14 protein-coding genes are annotated in these 16514 nt (G+C 63.3%); 7 read left to right on the top strand and 7 right to left on the bottom strand.

Annotated elements, in window-relative coordinates:
- Nucleotides 1-4: 4 nt before the first annotated feature.
- Together purN and purM are read right to left on the bottom strand one after the other, a co-directional pair.
- Nucleotides 5-679, bottom strand: a complete 675-nt coding sequence (gene purN / locus DMO26_RS21205; protein WP_117194146.1) for a phosphoribosylglycinamide formyltransferase — start codon at nucleotides 677-679, stop codon at nucleotides 5-7.
- On the bottom strand, nucleotides 676-1749 hold the full coding sequence (gene purM, locus DMO26_RS21200; protein ID WP_117194145.1) for a phosphoribosylformylglycinamidine cyclo-ligase: 1074 nt from the start codon (nucleotides 1747-1749) through the stop codon (nucleotides 676-678). Before purM ends, purN begins: the two co-directional genes overlap by 4 nt.
- A 292-nt stretch (nucleotides 1750-2041) precedes the next feature.
- Between purM and DMO26_RS21195 the strand changes: the two genes are divergently transcribed.
- The 5 genes from DMO26_RS21195 (at nucleotide 2042) to DMO26_RS21175 (ending at nucleotide 8334) form a co-directional block, all read left to right on the top strand.
- On the top strand, nucleotides 2042-3247 hold the full coding sequence (locus tag DMO26_RS21195) for an AI-2E family transporter (RefSeq protein ID WP_226951375.1): 1206 nt from the start codon (nucleotides 2042-2044) through the stop codon (nucleotides 3245-3247).
- Nucleotides 3244-3951 (top strand): DnaA regulatory inactivator HdaA, encoded by a 708-nt coding sequence (hdaA, locus tag DMO26_RS21190; protein WP_117194144.1) that lies wholly within the window; start codon nucleotides 3244-3246, stop codon nucleotides 3949-3951. The genes DMO26_RS21195 and hdaA overlap by 4 nt, the downstream gene beginning before the upstream one ends.
- 57 nt (nucleotides 3952-4008) lie before the next feature.
- Nucleotides 4009-6201 carry an RNA degradosome polyphosphate kinase gene (locus tag DMO26_RS21185; protein ID WP_117194263.1) on the top strand — a complete coding sequence of 731 codons (2193 nt, stop codon included), beginning with the start codon at nucleotides 4009-4011 and terminating at the stop codon, nucleotides 6199-6201.
- 20 nt (nucleotides 6202-6221) lie between these two features.
- Nucleotides 6222-7742: an exopolyphosphatase gene (gene ppx / locus DMO26_RS21180; protein WP_117194143.1), complete on the top strand. Its 1521-nt coding sequence runs from the start codon at nucleotides 6222-6224 to the stop codon at nucleotides 7740-7742.
- Between the two features lie 163 nt (nucleotides 7743-7905).
- On the top strand, nucleotides 7906-8334 hold the full coding sequence (locus tag DMO26_RS21175) for a hypothetical protein (RefSeq protein WP_117194142.1): 429 nt from the start codon (nucleotides 7906-7908) through the stop codon (nucleotides 8332-8334).
- Between the two features lie 80 nt (nucleotides 8335-8414).
- On the opposite strand, the gene DMO26_RS21170 is transcribed toward DMO26_RS21175, so the two are convergent.
- Together DMO26_RS21170 and DMO26_RS21165 are read right to left on the bottom strand one after the other, a co-directional pair.
- Nucleotides 8415-9773, bottom strand: a complete 1359-nt coding sequence (locus DMO26_RS21170) for an esterase-like activity of phytase family protein (RefSeq protein WP_117194141.1) — start codon at nucleotides 9771-9773, stop codon at nucleotides 8415-8417.
- A 123-nt stretch (nucleotides 9774-9896) separates the two neighbouring features.
- Nucleotides 9897-10814, bottom strand: a complete 918-nt coding sequence (locus DMO26_RS21165) for an AraC family transcriptional regulator (RefSeq protein WP_117194140.1) — start codon at nucleotides 10812-10814, stop codon at nucleotides 9897-9899.
- Here DMO26_RS21165 and DMO26_RS21160 point away from each other — a divergent pair.
- The gene (locus tag DMO26_RS21160) at nucleotides 10813-11220 is read left to right on the top strand and encodes a DUF2000 family protein (protein ID WP_117194139.1); all 408 of its coding nucleotides are present in this window, start codon (nucleotides 10813-10815) and stop codon (nucleotides 11218-11220) included. The genes DMO26_RS21165 and DMO26_RS21160 overlap by 2 nt on opposite strands.
- A 57-nt stretch (nucleotides 11221-11277) precedes the next feature.
- On the opposite strand, the gene DMO26_RS21155 is transcribed toward DMO26_RS21160, so the two are convergent.
- On the bottom strand, nucleotides 11278-12309 hold the full coding sequence (locus tag DMO26_RS21155; protein WP_162895007.1) for a LacI family DNA-binding transcriptional regulator: 1032 nt from the start codon (nucleotides 12307-12309) through the stop codon (nucleotides 11278-11280).
- 85 nt (nucleotides 12310-12394) lie between these two features.
- Here DMO26_RS21155 and DMO26_RS21150 point away from each other — a divergent pair, with 85 nt between their 5' ends.
- A complete protein-coding gene (locus DMO26_RS21150) occupies nucleotides 12395-13924 on the top strand; it encodes an alkaline phosphatase D family protein (RefSeq protein ID WP_162895006.1) in 1530 nt (509 codons plus the stop codon).
- Between the two features lie 39 nt (nucleotides 13925-13963).
- Here DMO26_RS21150 and rnd read toward each other — a convergent pair whose 3' ends face one another.
- Both rnd and DMO26_RS21140 read right to left on the bottom strand, forming a co-directional pair.
- Entirely contained in the window at nucleotides 13964-15109 is a 1146-nt protein-coding gene (gene rnd / locus DMO26_RS21145) for a ribonuclease D (RefSeq protein WP_117194261.1), read from the bottom strand.
- A gap of 76 nt (nucleotides 15110-15185) precedes the next feature.
- Nucleotides 15186-16424, bottom strand: coding sequence for an MFS transporter (locus DMO26_RS21140; RefSeq protein WP_117194137.1), 1239 nt, complete (start codon nucleotides 16422-16424; stop codon nucleotides 15186-15188).
- Between the last annotated feature and the right edge of the window lie 90 nt (nucleotides 16425-16514).

Below are 16514 nucleotides of genomic sequence, written 5' to 3'. Positions count from 1 at the left end.
GCCTTCACGGCGCCGGTGAGATGAGCTTGGCTCCGTCCTTGGCCGCCACGTTCCGAAAGATGGCTTTGCCATCTTCCATCCCAATCTTTCCTTCCGCGAGCAGCTTCAGCGCCAGCGGATAGAGTTGGTGCTCGACGGTGAGGATACGCGCGGCGAGCGCCTCGGCCGTGTCGTCGCTCAGCACCGGCACGGCCGCCTGGGCGACGATCGGGCCTTCGTCCATGCCTTCGGTGACGAAATGCACGGTGCAGCCGGCGATCCTGACGCCCGCATCAAGTGCCCGCTGATGGGTGTGCAGGCCGGGAAAAAGCGGCAGCAGGGCGGGGTGGATGTTGAGGATGCGGCCTTCGTAGCGACTGATGAATTCGCTCGAGAAGAGCCGCATATAGCCGGCGAGGCAGAGGATGTCCGGCTTCACCTCATCGAGGGCGGCGAGGATCGCCGCTTCGTGCTCGGGTTTGCCGGCAAACGCCTTGCGCTCGAGAACGACGGTCCTGATCCCGCGCGCCTCGGCCCTGGCGATGCCGCCGGCGGAAGGCTTGTCGGAAAAGACTGCGACGATCTCGGCCGGAAAATCCGGCGCGGCGCAGGCATCCGCGAGCGAAAGCATGTTGGAACCGCCGCCCGAGATGAAGACGGCGACACGTTTTCTGCGAGGCAGCGAAGGGCTCCCGCTCATAGGTCGAGCGTACCCTTGTAGATCACGCCGGCGCCGCCTTCCGGCCGGTCGACCATGCGGCCGAGCGGCACGACGATCTCGCCCTCGCGGGTCAGGATGTCGGCGACGGCCTGGGCATTTTCTGCGGCGACGACGACGATCATGCCGATGCCGCAGTTGAAGGTGCGCAGCATTTCCTTCGGTTCGACACCGCCCGTCTTTGCCAGCCACGAGAAGACGGGCGGTACCGGGATGCCGTCGAGATCGACTTCGGCCGCAAGGTTCTTCGGCAGGACGCGCGGAATGTTTTCCGGAAAACCGCCGCCGGTGATATGGGCAAGCGCCTTTGGCGCGCCGGTCTCGCGGATCGCCTTGAGAAGCGGTTTCACATAGATGCGGGTGGGAGTGAGAAGCGCCTCACCCAGAGTCATGCCGTCGCGGAAGGGGGCCGGCGCGTCCCAGGCGAGGCCGGAAAGCGAGACTATCTTTCGCACCAGCGAGAAGCCGTTCGAATGGACGCCCGACGAGGTAAGGCCGAGGATGACGTCACCGGAGGCGATATCGCCGACCGGAAGCAGCTGACCGCGTTCGGCAGCGCCCACCGCGAAGCCTGCGAGATCATAGTCGCCATCGGAGTACATGCCGGGCATTTCCGCCGTCTCGCCGCCGATCAGCGCGCAGCCAGCCTCACGGCAGCCGGCGGCGATCCCCTGGACGATCGCCGCGCCCTGATCCGGATCGAGCTTGCCAGTTGCGAAATAATCGAGGAAGAACAGCGGTTCGGCGCCCTGAACCACGAGGTCGTTGACGCACATGGCGACGAGGTCGATACCGACCGTATCGTGGAAATCTGCGTCGATGGCGATCTTGAGCTTGGTGCCGACGCCGTCATTGGCGGCGACCAGGATGGGGTCGGTGAAGCCGGCCGCCTTGAGGTCGAAGAGGCCGCCGAAACCGCCGATCTCGCCATCGGCGCCGGTGCGGCGGGTGGAGCGCACGGCCGGCTTGATCTTCTCGACCATCAGGTTGCCCGCGTCGATATCGACACCGGCATCGCTATAGGTGAGACCGTTCTTGCCCGCCTCGCTCATGACCTATCTCCAATGATTTTCTATGAGCTGCCCGCAATTGCACGACACGGCCGGATATGCAAGCGCTGCGGGCCTGCAGTACCCGGTTTTCCTGGCCTCTGTGGGATCAGACGCAGATGGCCGGTTCCGTGGCGACCATCAGCCCGTCGCCCTCGGCCGCGCCTCGACCCTGTCCAGGCTCCGGACGGAATAGTCACGCGCGAGGCGGCGCGCGCCTATGCGCTTTGCCTTGACCTTTCCTCGATGCTCAGCCATGCCTTGCTGCGGTGCGGTGACCACGAGAGATGCAGCAATGCCCTATCACATCAGCGGCGCGAGCCTGAAACGTTACCTCCTGTTCTGGGTCGGGATGCTGGTCGTCTTCGTCCTCTTCCTGTGGTTCTTCCGCTCGATCCTGCTGCCCTTCGTTGCCGGCATGGCGCTCGCCTATTTCCTCGATCCGGTGGCCGACTGGCTGGAGAGGAGGGGCTTGAGCCGCCTGATGGCGACGGTGGTGATCCTCGTTTGCTTCGTGCTGGTCTTCGCGCTGTCGCTGATGCTGGTGATCCCGATCATCATCAACCAGTTCACCGAATTCGCCGCCGCCCTGCCGGGCTACATCTCGCAGCTCCAGCAGATCATCTCCAGCCCGGAAACCTCGTTCCTGCCCCATTGGGTCAGCAGCCAGATCGAAACGATCAAGCAGAATTTTTCCGAGGTCCTGAGCCAGGGAGCGGGTTTCGTCGGATCGCTGCTGGCGCAGATCTGGAATTCCGGCAAGGCGATCATCGATGTGGTGTCGCTGCTGATCGTGACGCCCGTCGTCGCCTTCTACATCCTGCTCGACTGGGACCGCATGGTCGCCAAGGTGGACGGCTGGGTGCCGCGCGACCAGGTGGAGACGGTGCGCGAGATCGCCCGCGAGATGGATGAATCGGTCGCCGGCTTCATCCGCGGCCAAGGCTCGCTCTGCCTCATCCTCGGCATCTTCTATGCGGTCGGGCTTTCGGTCGTCGGTTTGAATTTCGGGCTGCTGATCGGTTTCGTCGCCGGCATGATCAGCTTCATCCCCTATATCGGCTCGCTGATCGGCCTGGTGCTCTCGGTCGGCGTGGCGCTGGTGCAGTTCTGGCCGGATTATCCCTGGATCCTCGCGGTCGCCGGCGTGTTTTTCGTCGGCCAGTTCATCGAGGGCAATATCCTGCAGCCGAAACTGGTGGGCGAAAGCGTCGGCCTGCATCCGGTCTGGCTGATGTTCGCGCTCTTCGCCTTCGGTGCCATGTTCGGTTTCGTCGGGCTGCTGATCGCCGTGCCGGCCGCTGCCGTGGTCGGCGTGCTTGTCCGCTTCGCCCTGTCGCGGTATCTTGACAGCGACATCTATTTTGGCCGATCCGCCTCCCTTCCCTGGGAGGGAGGCATGCAGGCGGCGGTGCTGGAGCACGATGGAAACGGCGCGGCGCCTGGCGCTGCGAACGACACCCAGACAGGCATTCCGACGAGCATTTCGAAAGATCAATGACCGAAACCAGCGAACGCGAGCGGCGCAGAAGCGAACAGCTGCCGCTCCAATTCACCCATGACGAGGCGAAGGGCCGGGATGACCTTCTGGTATCCGAACGCCTGGCGGCGGCCGTGGCGATCGTCGACGAATGGCCGGCCTGGCCTTCGCCGGTGGTCGTGCTGGCAGGGCCGGTCGGCTCCGGCAAGTCGCATCTCGCGCATATCTGGCGGGAGAAGGCCGGTGCGGCGGATATCCACCCGGTTGCGGGCTCGAATGCCGCCGCGACCGCCGCAGCCGGACCGGTTCTGTTCGAGGATGCGGAGCGGCGCGGCTTCGACGAAACGGAGCTTTTTCATGTCATCAACAGCGTGCGCGAAAACGGCCATACGCTGCTCATGACCTCGCGCCTCTGGCCGGTGTCCTGGGGCGTCACGCTGCCGGACTTGAAGTCGCGCCTGAAGGCCGCCACGGTCGTCGAGATCGGCGAACCGGACGAGGAACTGCTGGCTCAGGTGATCGTCAAGCTGTTCGCCGACCGGCAGCTTTATATCGATGACAAACTGGTCGGTTATATCGTCAACCGTATGGAACGGTCGCTTGGCGCGGCGCAGACGATCGTCGAGCGGCTCGACCGCCTGGCGCTTGCCCGGGGCACCAGGATCACCCGCCCGCTGGCTTCGGAAGTCCTGAACGATTTCGGAAATCCCGGAACCGGCGATTGACTGTGACAGTTGCCTCGTCAAAGTGTACCCGCCTCTAGGAAGTATGGGATGGATGAGATGGATTCGATGACGACCGAGACGCAACAGCCTCTTCCCGAGGCGGCGAACACCGATCTCGACCTGATGAGCAGTCCGGACCGGTTCATCAACCGGGAATTTTCCTGGCTGCAGTTCAACCGGCGCGTCCTCGAAGAAACGCTGAACACCGCCCACCCGCTGCTGGAACGCGTTCGCTTCCTGTCGATCTCGGCCGCCAATCTCGACGAGTTCTTCATGGTGCGCGTCGCCGGTCTCGAAGGCCAGGTGCGGCAGGGCATCGTCATCCGTTCCCCGGACGGCAAGACGCCGGCCGAGCAGCTCGACGCCATCCTGCAGGAAATCGACAACCTGCAGATGGAGCAGCAGGCTTCGCTCGCCGTGCTGCAGCAGTATCTCGCCAAGGAAGACATTCTCATCGTCCGGCCGGCAGCACTTTCGGCGGAAGACCGCGCCTGGCTTGCGACCGATTTCGAGGAGGATCTCTTCCCCGTCCTGACGCCGCTGTCGATCGACCCGGCGCATCCGTTCCCCTTCATCCCCAACCTCGGCTTCTCGATGGGCCTGCAGCTGCACAGCAAGCACGGCAAAGAGCCGATGACGGGTCTCCTTCGCCTGCCCACCACGCTGGACCGCTTCATCCGTCTGCCGGACGAGGGCACGACGATCCGCTATATCACCCTCGAAGACGTGGTCGGCATGTTCACCGACCGGTTGTTCCCGGGCTATGAGGTGAAGGGTGCCGGTACCTTCCGCATCATCCGCGACAGCGATATCGAAGTCGAGGAAGAGGCCGAAGACCTGGTACGCTTTTTCGAGACGGCGCTGAAGCGCCGCCGCCGTGGCAAGGTCATCCGCATCGAGACCGACAGCGAAATGCCCGCGTCGCTGCGCCAGTTCGTGGTGCAGGAACTCGGCGTGCCGGATAACCGCGTCGCCGTTCTGCCGGGCCTGCTTGCGCTCAACACCATGTCGGAAATCGCCAAGGCGCCGCGCGACGACCTGCGCTTCGAAAGCTACAACGCCCGATTTCCCGAACGGGTTCGCGACCATGCTGGCGACTGCCTTGCAGCCATCCGCGAAAAGGACATGGTGGTCCATCACCCGTACGAATCCTTTGACGTGGTTGTGCAATTCCTTATCCAGGCGGCGCGCGACCCGGACGTGCTCGCCATCAAGCAGACGCTCTACCGCACCTCGAACGACAGCCCGATCGTCCGGGCGCTGATCGACGCCGCGGAAGCCGGCAAGTCGGTGACCGCGCTGGTCGAGCTGAAAGCCCGTTTCGACGAAGAGGCGAACATCCGCTGGGCGCGCGACCTCGAACGCGCCGGCGTGCAGGTGGTCTTCGGTTTCATCGAATTGAAGACGCATGCGAAGATGTCCATGGTGGTGCGCCGCGAGGACGGCAAGCTGCGCACCTACTGCCATCTCGGCACCGGCAACTATCACCCCGTTACCGCCAAGATCTACACGGACCTGTCCTTCTTCACCTGCAACCCCAAGATCGCCCATGACATGGCGAACGTCTTCAACTTCATCACCGGTTACGGCGAGCCGGAGGAAAGCATGAAGCTCGCGGTCTCGCCCTATACGCTGCGCTCCCGCATCCTGCGCCATATCGAGGAAGAGATCTGCCATGCGCAGGAAGGCAAGCCGGCGGCGATCTGGATGAAGATGAACTCGCTGGTCGATCCCGACATCATCGACGCGCTTTACCGTGCCAGCCGTGCCGGCGTCGAGGTCGATCTCGTGGTGCGCGGCATCTGCTGCCTGCGCCCGCGGGTGCCGGGCCTTTCCGACAATATCCGCGTCAAGTCGATCGTCGGGCGCTTTCTGGAGCACAGCCGCATCTTCTGTTTCGGCAACGGCCATGGCCTGCCGTCCGACAAGGCGCTCGTCTATATCGGCTCTGCCGACATGATGCCGCGCAACCTTGACCGCCGGGTCGAGACGCTCGTGCCGCTCCTCAACCCGACTGTGCATGAGCAGGTTCTATCACAGATCATGCTGGGCAACCTGATTGACAACCAGCAGAGCTACGAGATATTGGCCGACGGCACGTCGCGGCGCATGGAAGTGCGCAAGGGCGAGGAACCTTTTAACGCGCAGCACTATTTCATGACCAATCCGAGCCTCTCGGGGCGCGGTGAAGCTCTGAAATCGAGTGCTCCGAAACTCATCGCCGGCCTTGTGTCCGGACGCAAGAAGTAGCCAGTCAAGAAATAGGCAATATGGTACGATCAGAAGCCCAGGGGCGCCTTCCGGGGATTGCTCCTGTCTCCGTCATCGATATCGGTTCGAACTCCGTCCGTGTCGTCATCTACGAAGGCCTGTCACGCGCACCGACCATTCTCTTCAACGAGAAGGTGCTGTGCGGCCTGGGCAAGGGCCTCGGTTCGAATGGCCGTATGGATGACGAAGGCGTGGAGCGGGCGCTCGCTTCGCTGAAGCGGTTCAAGGCGCTTTCCACCCAGGCGCGCGCGACGGAAGTCTATGTGCTGGCAACCGCCGCAGCCCGCGAGGCGAGCAATGGTCCCGATTTTATCCGCGCGGCCGAGGAAATCCTCGGGCAGGAGATCCAGCTTCTCTCCGGCGAGGAGGAGGCGCGTTATTCCGCGCTCGGCGTCATCAGCGGCTTCCACGATCCGGACGGCGTCGCAGGCGATCTGGGCGGCGGTTCGCTTGAACTGATCGACATCAAGGGACAGGAGTTCGGGAAGGGCATCACCCTGCCGCTCGGCGGCCTGCGCCTGTCGGAGTCTTCGGGCAATTCGTTCTCCAAGGCGCGCACCTTCGCCCGCAAGCAGGTCAATACGGCCCGTTTCCTGGAACAGGGGGCAGGGCGCACCTTCTATGCGGTGGGCGGCACCTGGCGAAACATCGCCAAGCTGCACATGGAGATGACCAGATACCCGCTGCATATGATGCAGGGATACGAACTGTCGCTCGATGAGATGCTGAAATTCCTCGACGAGGTGATCGCCGCCAAGGATTCGAAGGACCCCGCCTGGCAGGCGGTTTCCAAGAACCGCCGCTCGCTTCTGCCCTTTGGCGCCATCGCCATGCAGGAAGTGCTGAACGCGATGAAACCCGCGAAGGTGAGCTTTTCGGCGCAGGGCGTGCGCGAAGGTTATCTCTATTCGCTGCTGCCGGAGGAGGAGCGCGCCGGCGATCCGCTGTTGGTCGCCGCCGACCAGCTCGCCATCCTGCGCGCCCGTTCGCCCGAACATGCCCGCGAACTTGCCGACTGGACCGGCCGCATGGTCAAGGCTTTCGGCATCGTCGAGACGGAAGAGGAAAGCCGGTACCGCCAGGCAGCCTGCCTGCTTGCCGATATCAGCTGGCGCGCCCATCCGGACTATCGCGGCCTGCAGGCGCTGAACCTGATCGCCCATTCCTCCTTCGTCGGCATTACGCACGCCGGCCGCGCCTATCTTGCGCTCGCCAACTACTACCGTTTCGAAGGCCTGCACGACGACGGCGCCACTGGCCCGCTCGCGACGATCGCGACGCCGCGCCTGCTCGATCTCGCAAAACTGCTGGGCGGCCTCCTGCGCGTCGTCTACCTCTTCTCCGCCTCGATGCCCGGCATCGTCAACAACCTGACCTTCACGCCGTCCCCATCCCCGGACCTCGACCTCGAATTCGTCGTGCCGCCGGCCTATCGCGATTTCGCGGGAGAACGGCTGGATGGGCGGCTGCAGCAGCTGGCGAGGCTGACGGGGAAACGGCTGGCGTTTCGGTTCGAATAGGTCGGGCTGGGAAAGCCTGACCGCCTCGGTGTTTCTGTTGCCCGTGCCGGTCCGTTAGCACCCAGGGGGCGATGCTTGACAGGTGTGAGATAGGTGCGGTGTAGTGAAGGCTATCACCGACTTCGGCGGCAAAAGTTGACTGGATGGTCTTTCGGAGAGCGATATGGCATTTCGCGCAATGATCATCATCTCTACCGCGATCTGCTCGGTTGTCGTCTTGCCACCCAAATTGCACGCTCAGGATGTCCCGGATCCCGGAGGTGCTGTGATGTGCATCTGGACGATCTATTCGACCATGCAATATATTGGCGATACCTGTGCGGAAGTAAAAAAATCGCCGATCAGATCCGCCATCGCCATCAATGTTCGGCGAATGGAGAGTTTCATCGTTCGCAACTCTGACATCGTCCCGTCTGAGCTTGCTGGACATCGCGCCCGCTTTGTCCGCGACGGCGCGCAGCTTTGCAAGCCGGGCGGGGAGGGCATCCGCAGTTTTAGGCAATTGGAGAAAGACGGCGTGGAGCGCATGAATGCAAACATTGACAAACTTCTCGAAATCGATCGGCCGCCGGCGTGGAATCCGTGTCTTTAGCTGGCATATGGCGGGAGTGATCCGAACGAAAAGAGCGCCCGTCTCGCGACCGGGCGCTCTTTTGCTTTACAGCTGGATGCTTACTTTGCGGCCAAAAACTCGCCGACTTCCAGCACGCTGAACTCGTTGTTGTCGGCCTTGTCGATGGCGCGGCCGGCCGAGAAGGGCAGGTTGTTGTCGTTGCCGATGATGATGTGGGTGGCATCGACGACGTCGACGTTCTCGATCGTCACGAAGGGCATGTCGTAGACGCCGGCGACGTTGCCGGCCTTCTTCTTGTTGTCCGGGTCCTGAATGTTCATCAGGTCGATATAGCCGATCTTGCGGACGGCCTTGCCGACATTGGCGTCGGTCATTTCGATCTTGTAGACACGCTTGTGTTTTGCCGGGGCGTTGAAGCAGGTCGGCTCGGGCTTTGCCGGGTCGGCGCAGGCCTTGTCGGCAGTGCCGGCGCCGTTGTCACGCTCGATGACGAGAGCAGTCGTGGCGTCGATCATGTTGAAGTCGCCGATCGCTTCGCCGCCCTTGGAGAGCGGATAGAGCCACGAACGGCCGGTCCATTTCTTGGAAGCGACGTCGAATTCGATGACGCGCAGTGCCGTCAGGCCCTCGGCGTCTTCGACCTTGCCATCTTCCTTGTAGAGCGGGCCTTCGAGCAGGCCGTAAAGCTTCGAGCCATCCTTCGCCATGGCGAGGCCTTCGTAACCGCCGGAGCGCTTCACGTTGAAGACCGGTACTTTGGCGATCGGATTGGCCTGGATCTGCAGGAGCGGGTTGTCCGGAGAGGTGACCGGCTTGCCGTCGGCGAGCGTCGGGATGACGTCGGTCAGGCGGCCCTGCATGTCGACCTTGATGAGGTACGGGCCGAACTCGTCGCCGAGCCAGAAGCCGTCGGCAACCGGCTGGATCGATTCGATGTCGAAGTCGGCGCCGGTGAGGTAACGGGTCTCGGAGCCTTCCATGGCGATCGGGAACGGCGCGATTTTGTTCGGATCGGAGAGGAAGACGTTCTTGACGACTTCCGCCTTGTTGGCGGCCCAGTCGAACTTCATCTGGTGCAGGAAGAGCATGGAGTCGGAGGAGTTGGCCTTGCCGCCGAAACCATTGTCCGACAGCGTCCAGAAGGTGCCGTCAGCCATGGTCTTGATGCCGGAGAAGCCCTGGACCGGCTGGCCGTCGAGCGGCAGCTTGACGTCGGTGACGCGGACGCCGTCCTTGCCCGGCAACGTGCCGAGGGCGTCCGTGCGCTTGCGGTCGGCGGTGGTGAACTTGCCGGAGGTCTTCAGGAAGGCCGGAGCATCGGCCGGAGCCGGGGCCAGCGTGTTGGCCGGCAGGATGGCCTGGCCGGTGAGCTTGGCCGGGAAAGCTTTTTCTTCCGCGGAAGCCTGGCCGTTGATGAGGGCGGCCAGCGCGACGGAGGCGAGCAGGAGTCGTATCATGGATGTCACCTTGGTTGGCGTCGAAGACGACAACCCGATAGGGTTCACAGGTAACGGTTGAGTGATGGCCGCATGACGCTTCGGTGAAGCTTTGATGACCGGATTTTTACAATCTAATGAGCGTCAGCCGGCCCTGCGTAGCGCCACCCAGCGGCCCGGAGTCATGCCGAACGTCTTCTTGAAATGACGGGTGAAATGCGCCTGGTCGGCAAAGCCCGCGTCGGCGGCCGCTTCCGCAAGGCCGGCGCCTTCGGCAAGCGCCGCCTTGGCCCGGTCGAGCCGTCTCATGACGAGATAACGATGCGGGCTGGTGCCGAGAAAACGGCGGAAATGCCGGGCCGTCGTGTAGCGGTCGAAGCCGCTGACGGCCTCCAGTTCCTCCGAGGAAACCTCCCGTCCGAAATTGTCCTGCAGGTAGTCGCGGCAGCGGAGCACGGCATCCCGTGCCAGTGCCCTGTCGGAAGGGGCGCCGCGGCCATCCGCATGCCTCCACAGTCCCTCCGAAAACCGGGCGATCAGGTCGTCCAGAAGGAGGTCCTGCGGTTCGGTCTCCAGGTTCTCCAGTGCGTCGGTGACGGAGAGATGCAGGTCCGCATCGGTGATGATCGGGTCGGGCACGAAAGGCAGGCCGCGCGAACCTCCGGCGGCCTCGATCAGCCGCTCCGGCGGCAGGTAGAGCATGCGATAGACGAGGCCCGCATCGGTGCCGGCCGCGCCGTCATGGACCTCGTCCGGATGGAGGACGATGACATTGCCGGGCAGGCTGACGCGGGCGGCACCGCGATAATGGAAGGTCTGGACGCCGGAAAGCGTCAGGCCGATCGCATAGGTGTCGTGCCGGTGCGGCGAAAACCCGTTGCCGCGAAAACGGGCCTCGATCCGTTCGATACCGTGGGAGGATGGGGCCTCGACGATACCGTCACAGGCCGGTCTCCGCTCTCCCTTCGCATCGCCTCTGTCCGTGCACGAACGTTCAAGACCGGCCGCATTGCGTGCCGCTATCTGCTCGGTTCTTGCATATCCTTCGACGGAGTTCTTCATGTTCGACACCAAGATCGCGATCGTGCTTCGCGATGACCTGGCTCCCTGGCAGGAGCTCAACGTGACCGCCTTCCTGACGAGCGGCATAGTCGCCCAGGTTCCGACGATCATCGGGCAAGCATATCTGGATGCGGCGGGTAATGTCTACAATCCGATGAGCATCCAGCCGGTCGTCGTGCTCTCCGCCGATCAGGAGACGCTCCGGGCGATCCACCGGCGTTCCCTCGAACGGGAGGTGACGACATCCGCCTATATCGAAGAGATGTTTTCGACCGGCCACGATGCCGCCAACCGCGAGGTCTTCGGAAAATTCTCGCCCGAGAATGCCAGGCTGGTCGGCATCGCCCTGCGCGCCGAAAAGAAGATCGTCGACAAGATCACCAAGGGCGCGAAGATGCACGCCTGAGGCCCGCTCGAACCTGAAGGCTTGTCGCTCTCGAACGTATTCGGATGGCGGGTGCGGCTACGGCGTTTTCGCTGTCGAGCCGCGGACGACCAGGCGGGTTTCGATCGTCCTGAGCGCAGGTTTACTGCCGAGGTCGATGCGTTCCAGCGCTGCCTCCACCAACGTCTCGCCGACCACCTCGGGTGGAATGGCAACGGTGGTCAGGTCTGGTTCCATCAACCGCGCAAGGTCGATATCGCCGATGCCGACCAACGATAGATCGTCAGGTATACGAAGTCCAAGCCGCGATGCGGCGCGATAGGCAAGCGGCGCCAGCAGGTCGTCGTCGCAAATAAAGGCGCTTGGCCGGTCCGGTCCGGAAAGCAGGGCGGTGAGCCTGTCCGAAGCGGTGGCGCCGAACGGCTCCTCGAACTCGAAACGCGGGTCGAATCTCAGCGAATGTCCGGACAGAGCCTCGCGGAACGCCTGGGCGCGGGAGCGGAAAGGGATGGCCGTCATGTCGAAACCGATCCGGCCGATCTTCTGATGGCCGAGACCGGCAAGATGTTCGATGGCATGGCGCACGATCACGCCGGCGGGGATGAAAACGGCAGCATCGCCCGGTGACAGGCCGTCGGCGACGACGGTTGCCGGTACGAAACGTTCCGCCGTGGGCGTCCACGGGTTCTCCCAAACGATCAAGCCGTCGAACGTGTGGGCCGCAAGGCTTTCGAGCAGTCGTTCGCCATCCCCGGGATCGTCGCCGACATTGATGAGCACCACGGCATAGCCCTTCGCTCGGGCCGCGGCAGTCGCCGCTTTCAGCACGGCGGCGAAATAAGGGTTGGCGGCATTCGGGACGGCGAGCGCCAGCAGCCGATGCGTGCCGAGCTTGAGCGCGCGCGCCGAAGCGTTCAATCGGTAGCCCAGCGTGGCGGCTGCGGAAAGCACGGCCTCGCGGGTTGCGGGGTTGATGCGGCCAGCATCCTTGCCGGAAAAGATCAGCGACACGGTCGATTGCGAAACGCCCGCCGCCTGGGCGACGTCGCGGCTGGTCGGACCGCGCCGGCGATCCCGCCCGTTGTCCTGCCCGTGATGCTGATTATCCATGCCGTCTCCGGAGAGGTGTATAGTCATACGTATGACACGCAGGTTCTATACGTGTCTCCGCATCCAATTCCAAGGGGTAGACACCATGAAGAGACGTCATTTCCTCGCAGGCGCCGGCCTCGCGCTGGCCGCACCCGCGCTCACCATCCGCAGTGTTTCAGCCCAGGCTGTTGCCGCAGGCGCCGGTTTTCCGTTCTCCGTCGCGAGCGGCGATCCGACCTCCGATGCCGTCGTGCTCTGGACCAGGCTTGCCCGTGCGGTCGATGACCTGACGCCGGTTGCCGCCGGCCCGGTCGAGGTCGAATGGATTGTCGCCAGCGACGAGAAGATGTCGGATGTCGTTCGCCGCGGCATCGGCATCGCCCGGCCGGAATTCGGCCATTCGGTGCACGTGGATGTCGAAGGCCTGCAGCCGGATCGCTCCTACTGGTACGCCTTCAGGCTCGGCGGTGAGATAAGCCCCGTCGGTCGCACCCGCACCCTGCCTTCGGCCTTGGCGCCGCATTCGCGATTCCGCTTCAACGTCGTCTCCTGTCAGCACTGGGAAAACGGCTATTTCGACGCGTATGACGGCATGGCCGACGATGATGCCTCGCTCGTGCTGCACATGGGCGATTATATCTACGAGGTCGGTCGCGGCGGCGTGCGCAGCCATGAGAGCAAGACGGCGCCGGCGACGCTCGCCGACTACCGCCGCCGCCATGCCCTCTACAAGACCGACACGGCCCTGCGGCGGGCGCATGAGCGCATGCCCTTCATGGTGACGCTCGACAACCACGATGCGCTGACCGAAGATACGAGCGATATGGCAAAGCTGAAGCTCAGGGCCGCCGCATACCAGGCCTGGTACGAGTTCCAGCCGGTGCGCCATGCGCCGGCATTGTCGAACCCGGCCATGCAGATCCTGCGCGACCGCGATATCGGCAACCTGCTGCGCCTCAGCATTCCCGATACGCGCCAGTTCAAGGACCGCGAATCCTCCTGTGCGTCAGACTCCGACAAGAATTTCGCCTTCGGCGTTTTCCAGAAAGCCTGCGATGCTGCCTCCGCCGCCGACCGTTCGATGCTGGGGGCTCCGCAGGAGGCCTGGCTCGACGAGCGGCTGAAAACCTCCAAGGCGCGCTGGAATGTCATCGCCTCGACCGTGATGATGACGCCCTTCGACATGGATCACGGCGGCGAACTCTATCGTTATCTGCAGTCCTGGGACGGCTATCCCGCCGAGCGGGCCCGCATCCTCGACCGGATCGAGAAATACAAGGTCGGCAATCCCATCGCGATTGCCGGAGATATTCACTCCAACCTCGTTTCGGACGTGGTCCGGCGGGCGGGGGATGATCCGAAGACGGCGCTGATGAGCGAATTCGTCGGCACCTCGATCAGTTCTCTCTGGCCCGATCAATTGGCAAAACCGATGCAGGCCGCGCTGCCCGCCAATCCGCACATCCGCCATTACGAACATACCAGGCGCGGCTATCTGCGCATGACGGTGACGGAGGATCGCTGGACCACGGATCTCAGGACGATCGAGTTCACCGACAAGCCGGGCGGCAAGGTCTCGACCGAGAAGAGCTTCGTAGTGGAAAACGGTCAGGCGGGCGTCAAGGCGGCCTGACACCGCCACTCGGGGCTGGCGAAGCTTCGGGGCGGCCGCTTAAATCTCGACCGCCTCGACCTTCTTGTTGACGAAGCGCAGCGCCACGCCGCCGTCGATCAACTTCAGCGCGGTATCGCCGAAGAGGTCGCGCCGCCAGCCGGAAAGAGCGGCGACTTCTGCCTTTTCGCCTTCGGACGCAATTTTTTCGAGGTCATCGGTATTGGCGATCACCTTGGCAGCGACGCCTTCGCGGTCGGAGATCAGTTTCAGGAGGACCTTGAGGAGTTCGACGGCGGCGGCGGTGCCTTCCGGGACGTGAACATGCTTCGGTGCATGCGGCATGTCGGCTTTCGGAAGGGCGAGCGCGGCATTGACGGCCTCGATGATCGCCGCGCCGGACGCGGAGCGTTCCCAACCCTTGGGGATGGTGCGCAGCCGCGACATCGCCTCGGCATCCTTCGGCTGCTGCTGGGCGATCTCGTAGATCGCGTCGTCCTTCAGCACGCGCGAACGCGGCACGTTGCGGTTGCGCGCTTCGCGTTCGCGCCAGGCGGCGACAAATTTCAGGACGGCAAGTTCGGTTGGTTTGCGCAGCCGCGATTTCAGCCGCAGCCAGGCGTCGTCCGGATGGAGGTCGTAGGTGGAGGACGATTCGAGGATCGCCATTTCTTCGGTCAGCCACAAGGCGCGGCCTTCGCGCTCCAGCTCGGTCTTGAGGTACAGATAGACGTCGCGAAGATGGGTGACGTCCGCCAGCGCATATTCCAGCTGCTTGTCGGAAAGCGGCCGGCGGCTCCAGTCGGTGAAGCGCGAGGATTTGTCGATGTGGACGTTCTTGATGCGGCTGACGAGCTGATCGTAAGAGACGGAATCGCCGAAACCGCAAACCATCGCGGCGACCTGCGTGTCGAAGATCGGATGCGGCACGAGGTTGCCGAGATGATGGATGATCTCGATGTCCTGGCGGGCGGCATGGAAGACCTTGATCACCGCCGGATTGGCCATCAGCTCGAAGAAGGGCTTGAGGTTCAGCCCTTTTGCCAGCGGATCGACCAGCACGTCGAGATCCGGGCTCGCCATCTGGATGAGGCAGAGTTCCGGCCAGAAGGTCGTCTCCCGCAGGAATTCCGTGTCGATGGTGATGAAGTCTGATTGGGCGAGCTTGGCGCAGGCTTCCTCGAGGGCGGCGGTGGTTTCGATCATCGTTTCAATCATGTGAAGGTGATCAACCTTCCTTTCTCTTCCCGCCGCTTATGTCAATACGGAATGGCATTTAACTTCACTTGCGTTCATCTTTGTCGGACGGGTTGGCGAGCCGGTTGAAATAGGCAGAGGTCCTGAGCAGCGAGCGGAAGCGCCAGGTCCGCTGGGCCGGCGGCACCGGAGGCCGCGCCCGCATGCGCAGGACGGTGAAGATCAGGAAGCCCGCGAAGATGAAGGACGTGTAGGCGAAGAAGGCGCGCGGCCCGAGATACTGCAGCAGCACGGACGCGAGCAGCGGGCCGATGGTGGCGCCGATCGACCAGTAGAAGAGCAGGCCCGCCGAGACGAGCGCATGCTCGCCTTCCTTGGCATAGTCGTTGCCATGGGCGGAACAGAGCGAATAGAGCGGCATGGAAAAGGCGCCGAACAGGAAGACGCTGACGATGTTCGCCGTCTCGTTCGTGCCTGCGCCGAAGGACAGATAGGCGCCGGTAATGATCGAGCCGACGGTCGTCCAGAGGATGACGCGGCGGCGGTCGAGCTTGTCGGAATAGACGCCGAGCGGATATTGCAGCACCACGCCGCCGATGATGCCGGCGCTCATGAAGGTGGCGATGGACGTGATGCTCATGCCGATCTTTTCCGCATAGATCGGGCCGATATTGCGGAAGGCGGCCATGGAGAGGCCGATCGCGATGACGCCGACCACGGCGAGCGGCGAGATGCGCCAGACGGCCCTAAGGTCGAAGGTCATGGTTTCCGGGGGCGCGGGGCTCGATTTGTCGGCGACCGAGATCGGCACCAGCGACAGTGTCAGCGCGATCGCGATGATGTTGAAGATGATCGGCCCTTCGATGCCGACCGTGGGGATGACGTATTGCGCCACCGTCACCGAGCCGAGGTCGACGAAACGGTAGATCGAGAGCGTACGGGCGCGGTTCTCGTTGGTGACCTTGGCGTTGATCCAGCTTTCGACGGTGGCGAACAGGCTGGAGACCGCGATGCCGGTGACGAAGCGCATCGCGAACCAGAAGACCGGGTCGATGATCATCGACATGAAGATCGCCGCGACCGCCGCGACGGAGGCCATGGCGGAGAAGGTGCGGATATGGCCGATGGCGCGCAGCAGCCGCGTCACGTAGATGCAGCCGATCGCAAATCCGATGCTGTAGCCGGCCCCGACCATGCCGACGACCGAGGGCGAGAACCCTTCGGCCGTACCGCGCAGCGCAATATAGGTTCCCTGCAACCCGTTGCCGCCGATCAGGATGCCTGCGGTGACGAGAAGCGGAACGAGCGGACGGATATGCGACATGGGATTTCGAGGTCGGGGATCGGAGGGTCTGGGCGAAGCTGTGGAGCGTGCCCGAAGGGGCGACACGGCAACTCTTAGACGAACTGGACC

It is taken from the genome of Rhizobium terrae (assembly GCF_003425685.1).
Taxonomy (GTDB): domain Bacteria; phylum Pseudomonadota; class Alphaproteobacteria; order Rhizobiales; family Rhizobiaceae; genus Neorhizobium; species Neorhizobium terrae.
Note: the sequence above shows the minus strand (reverse complement) of the source record. Positions and strands in the feature narration are given on the sequence as shown.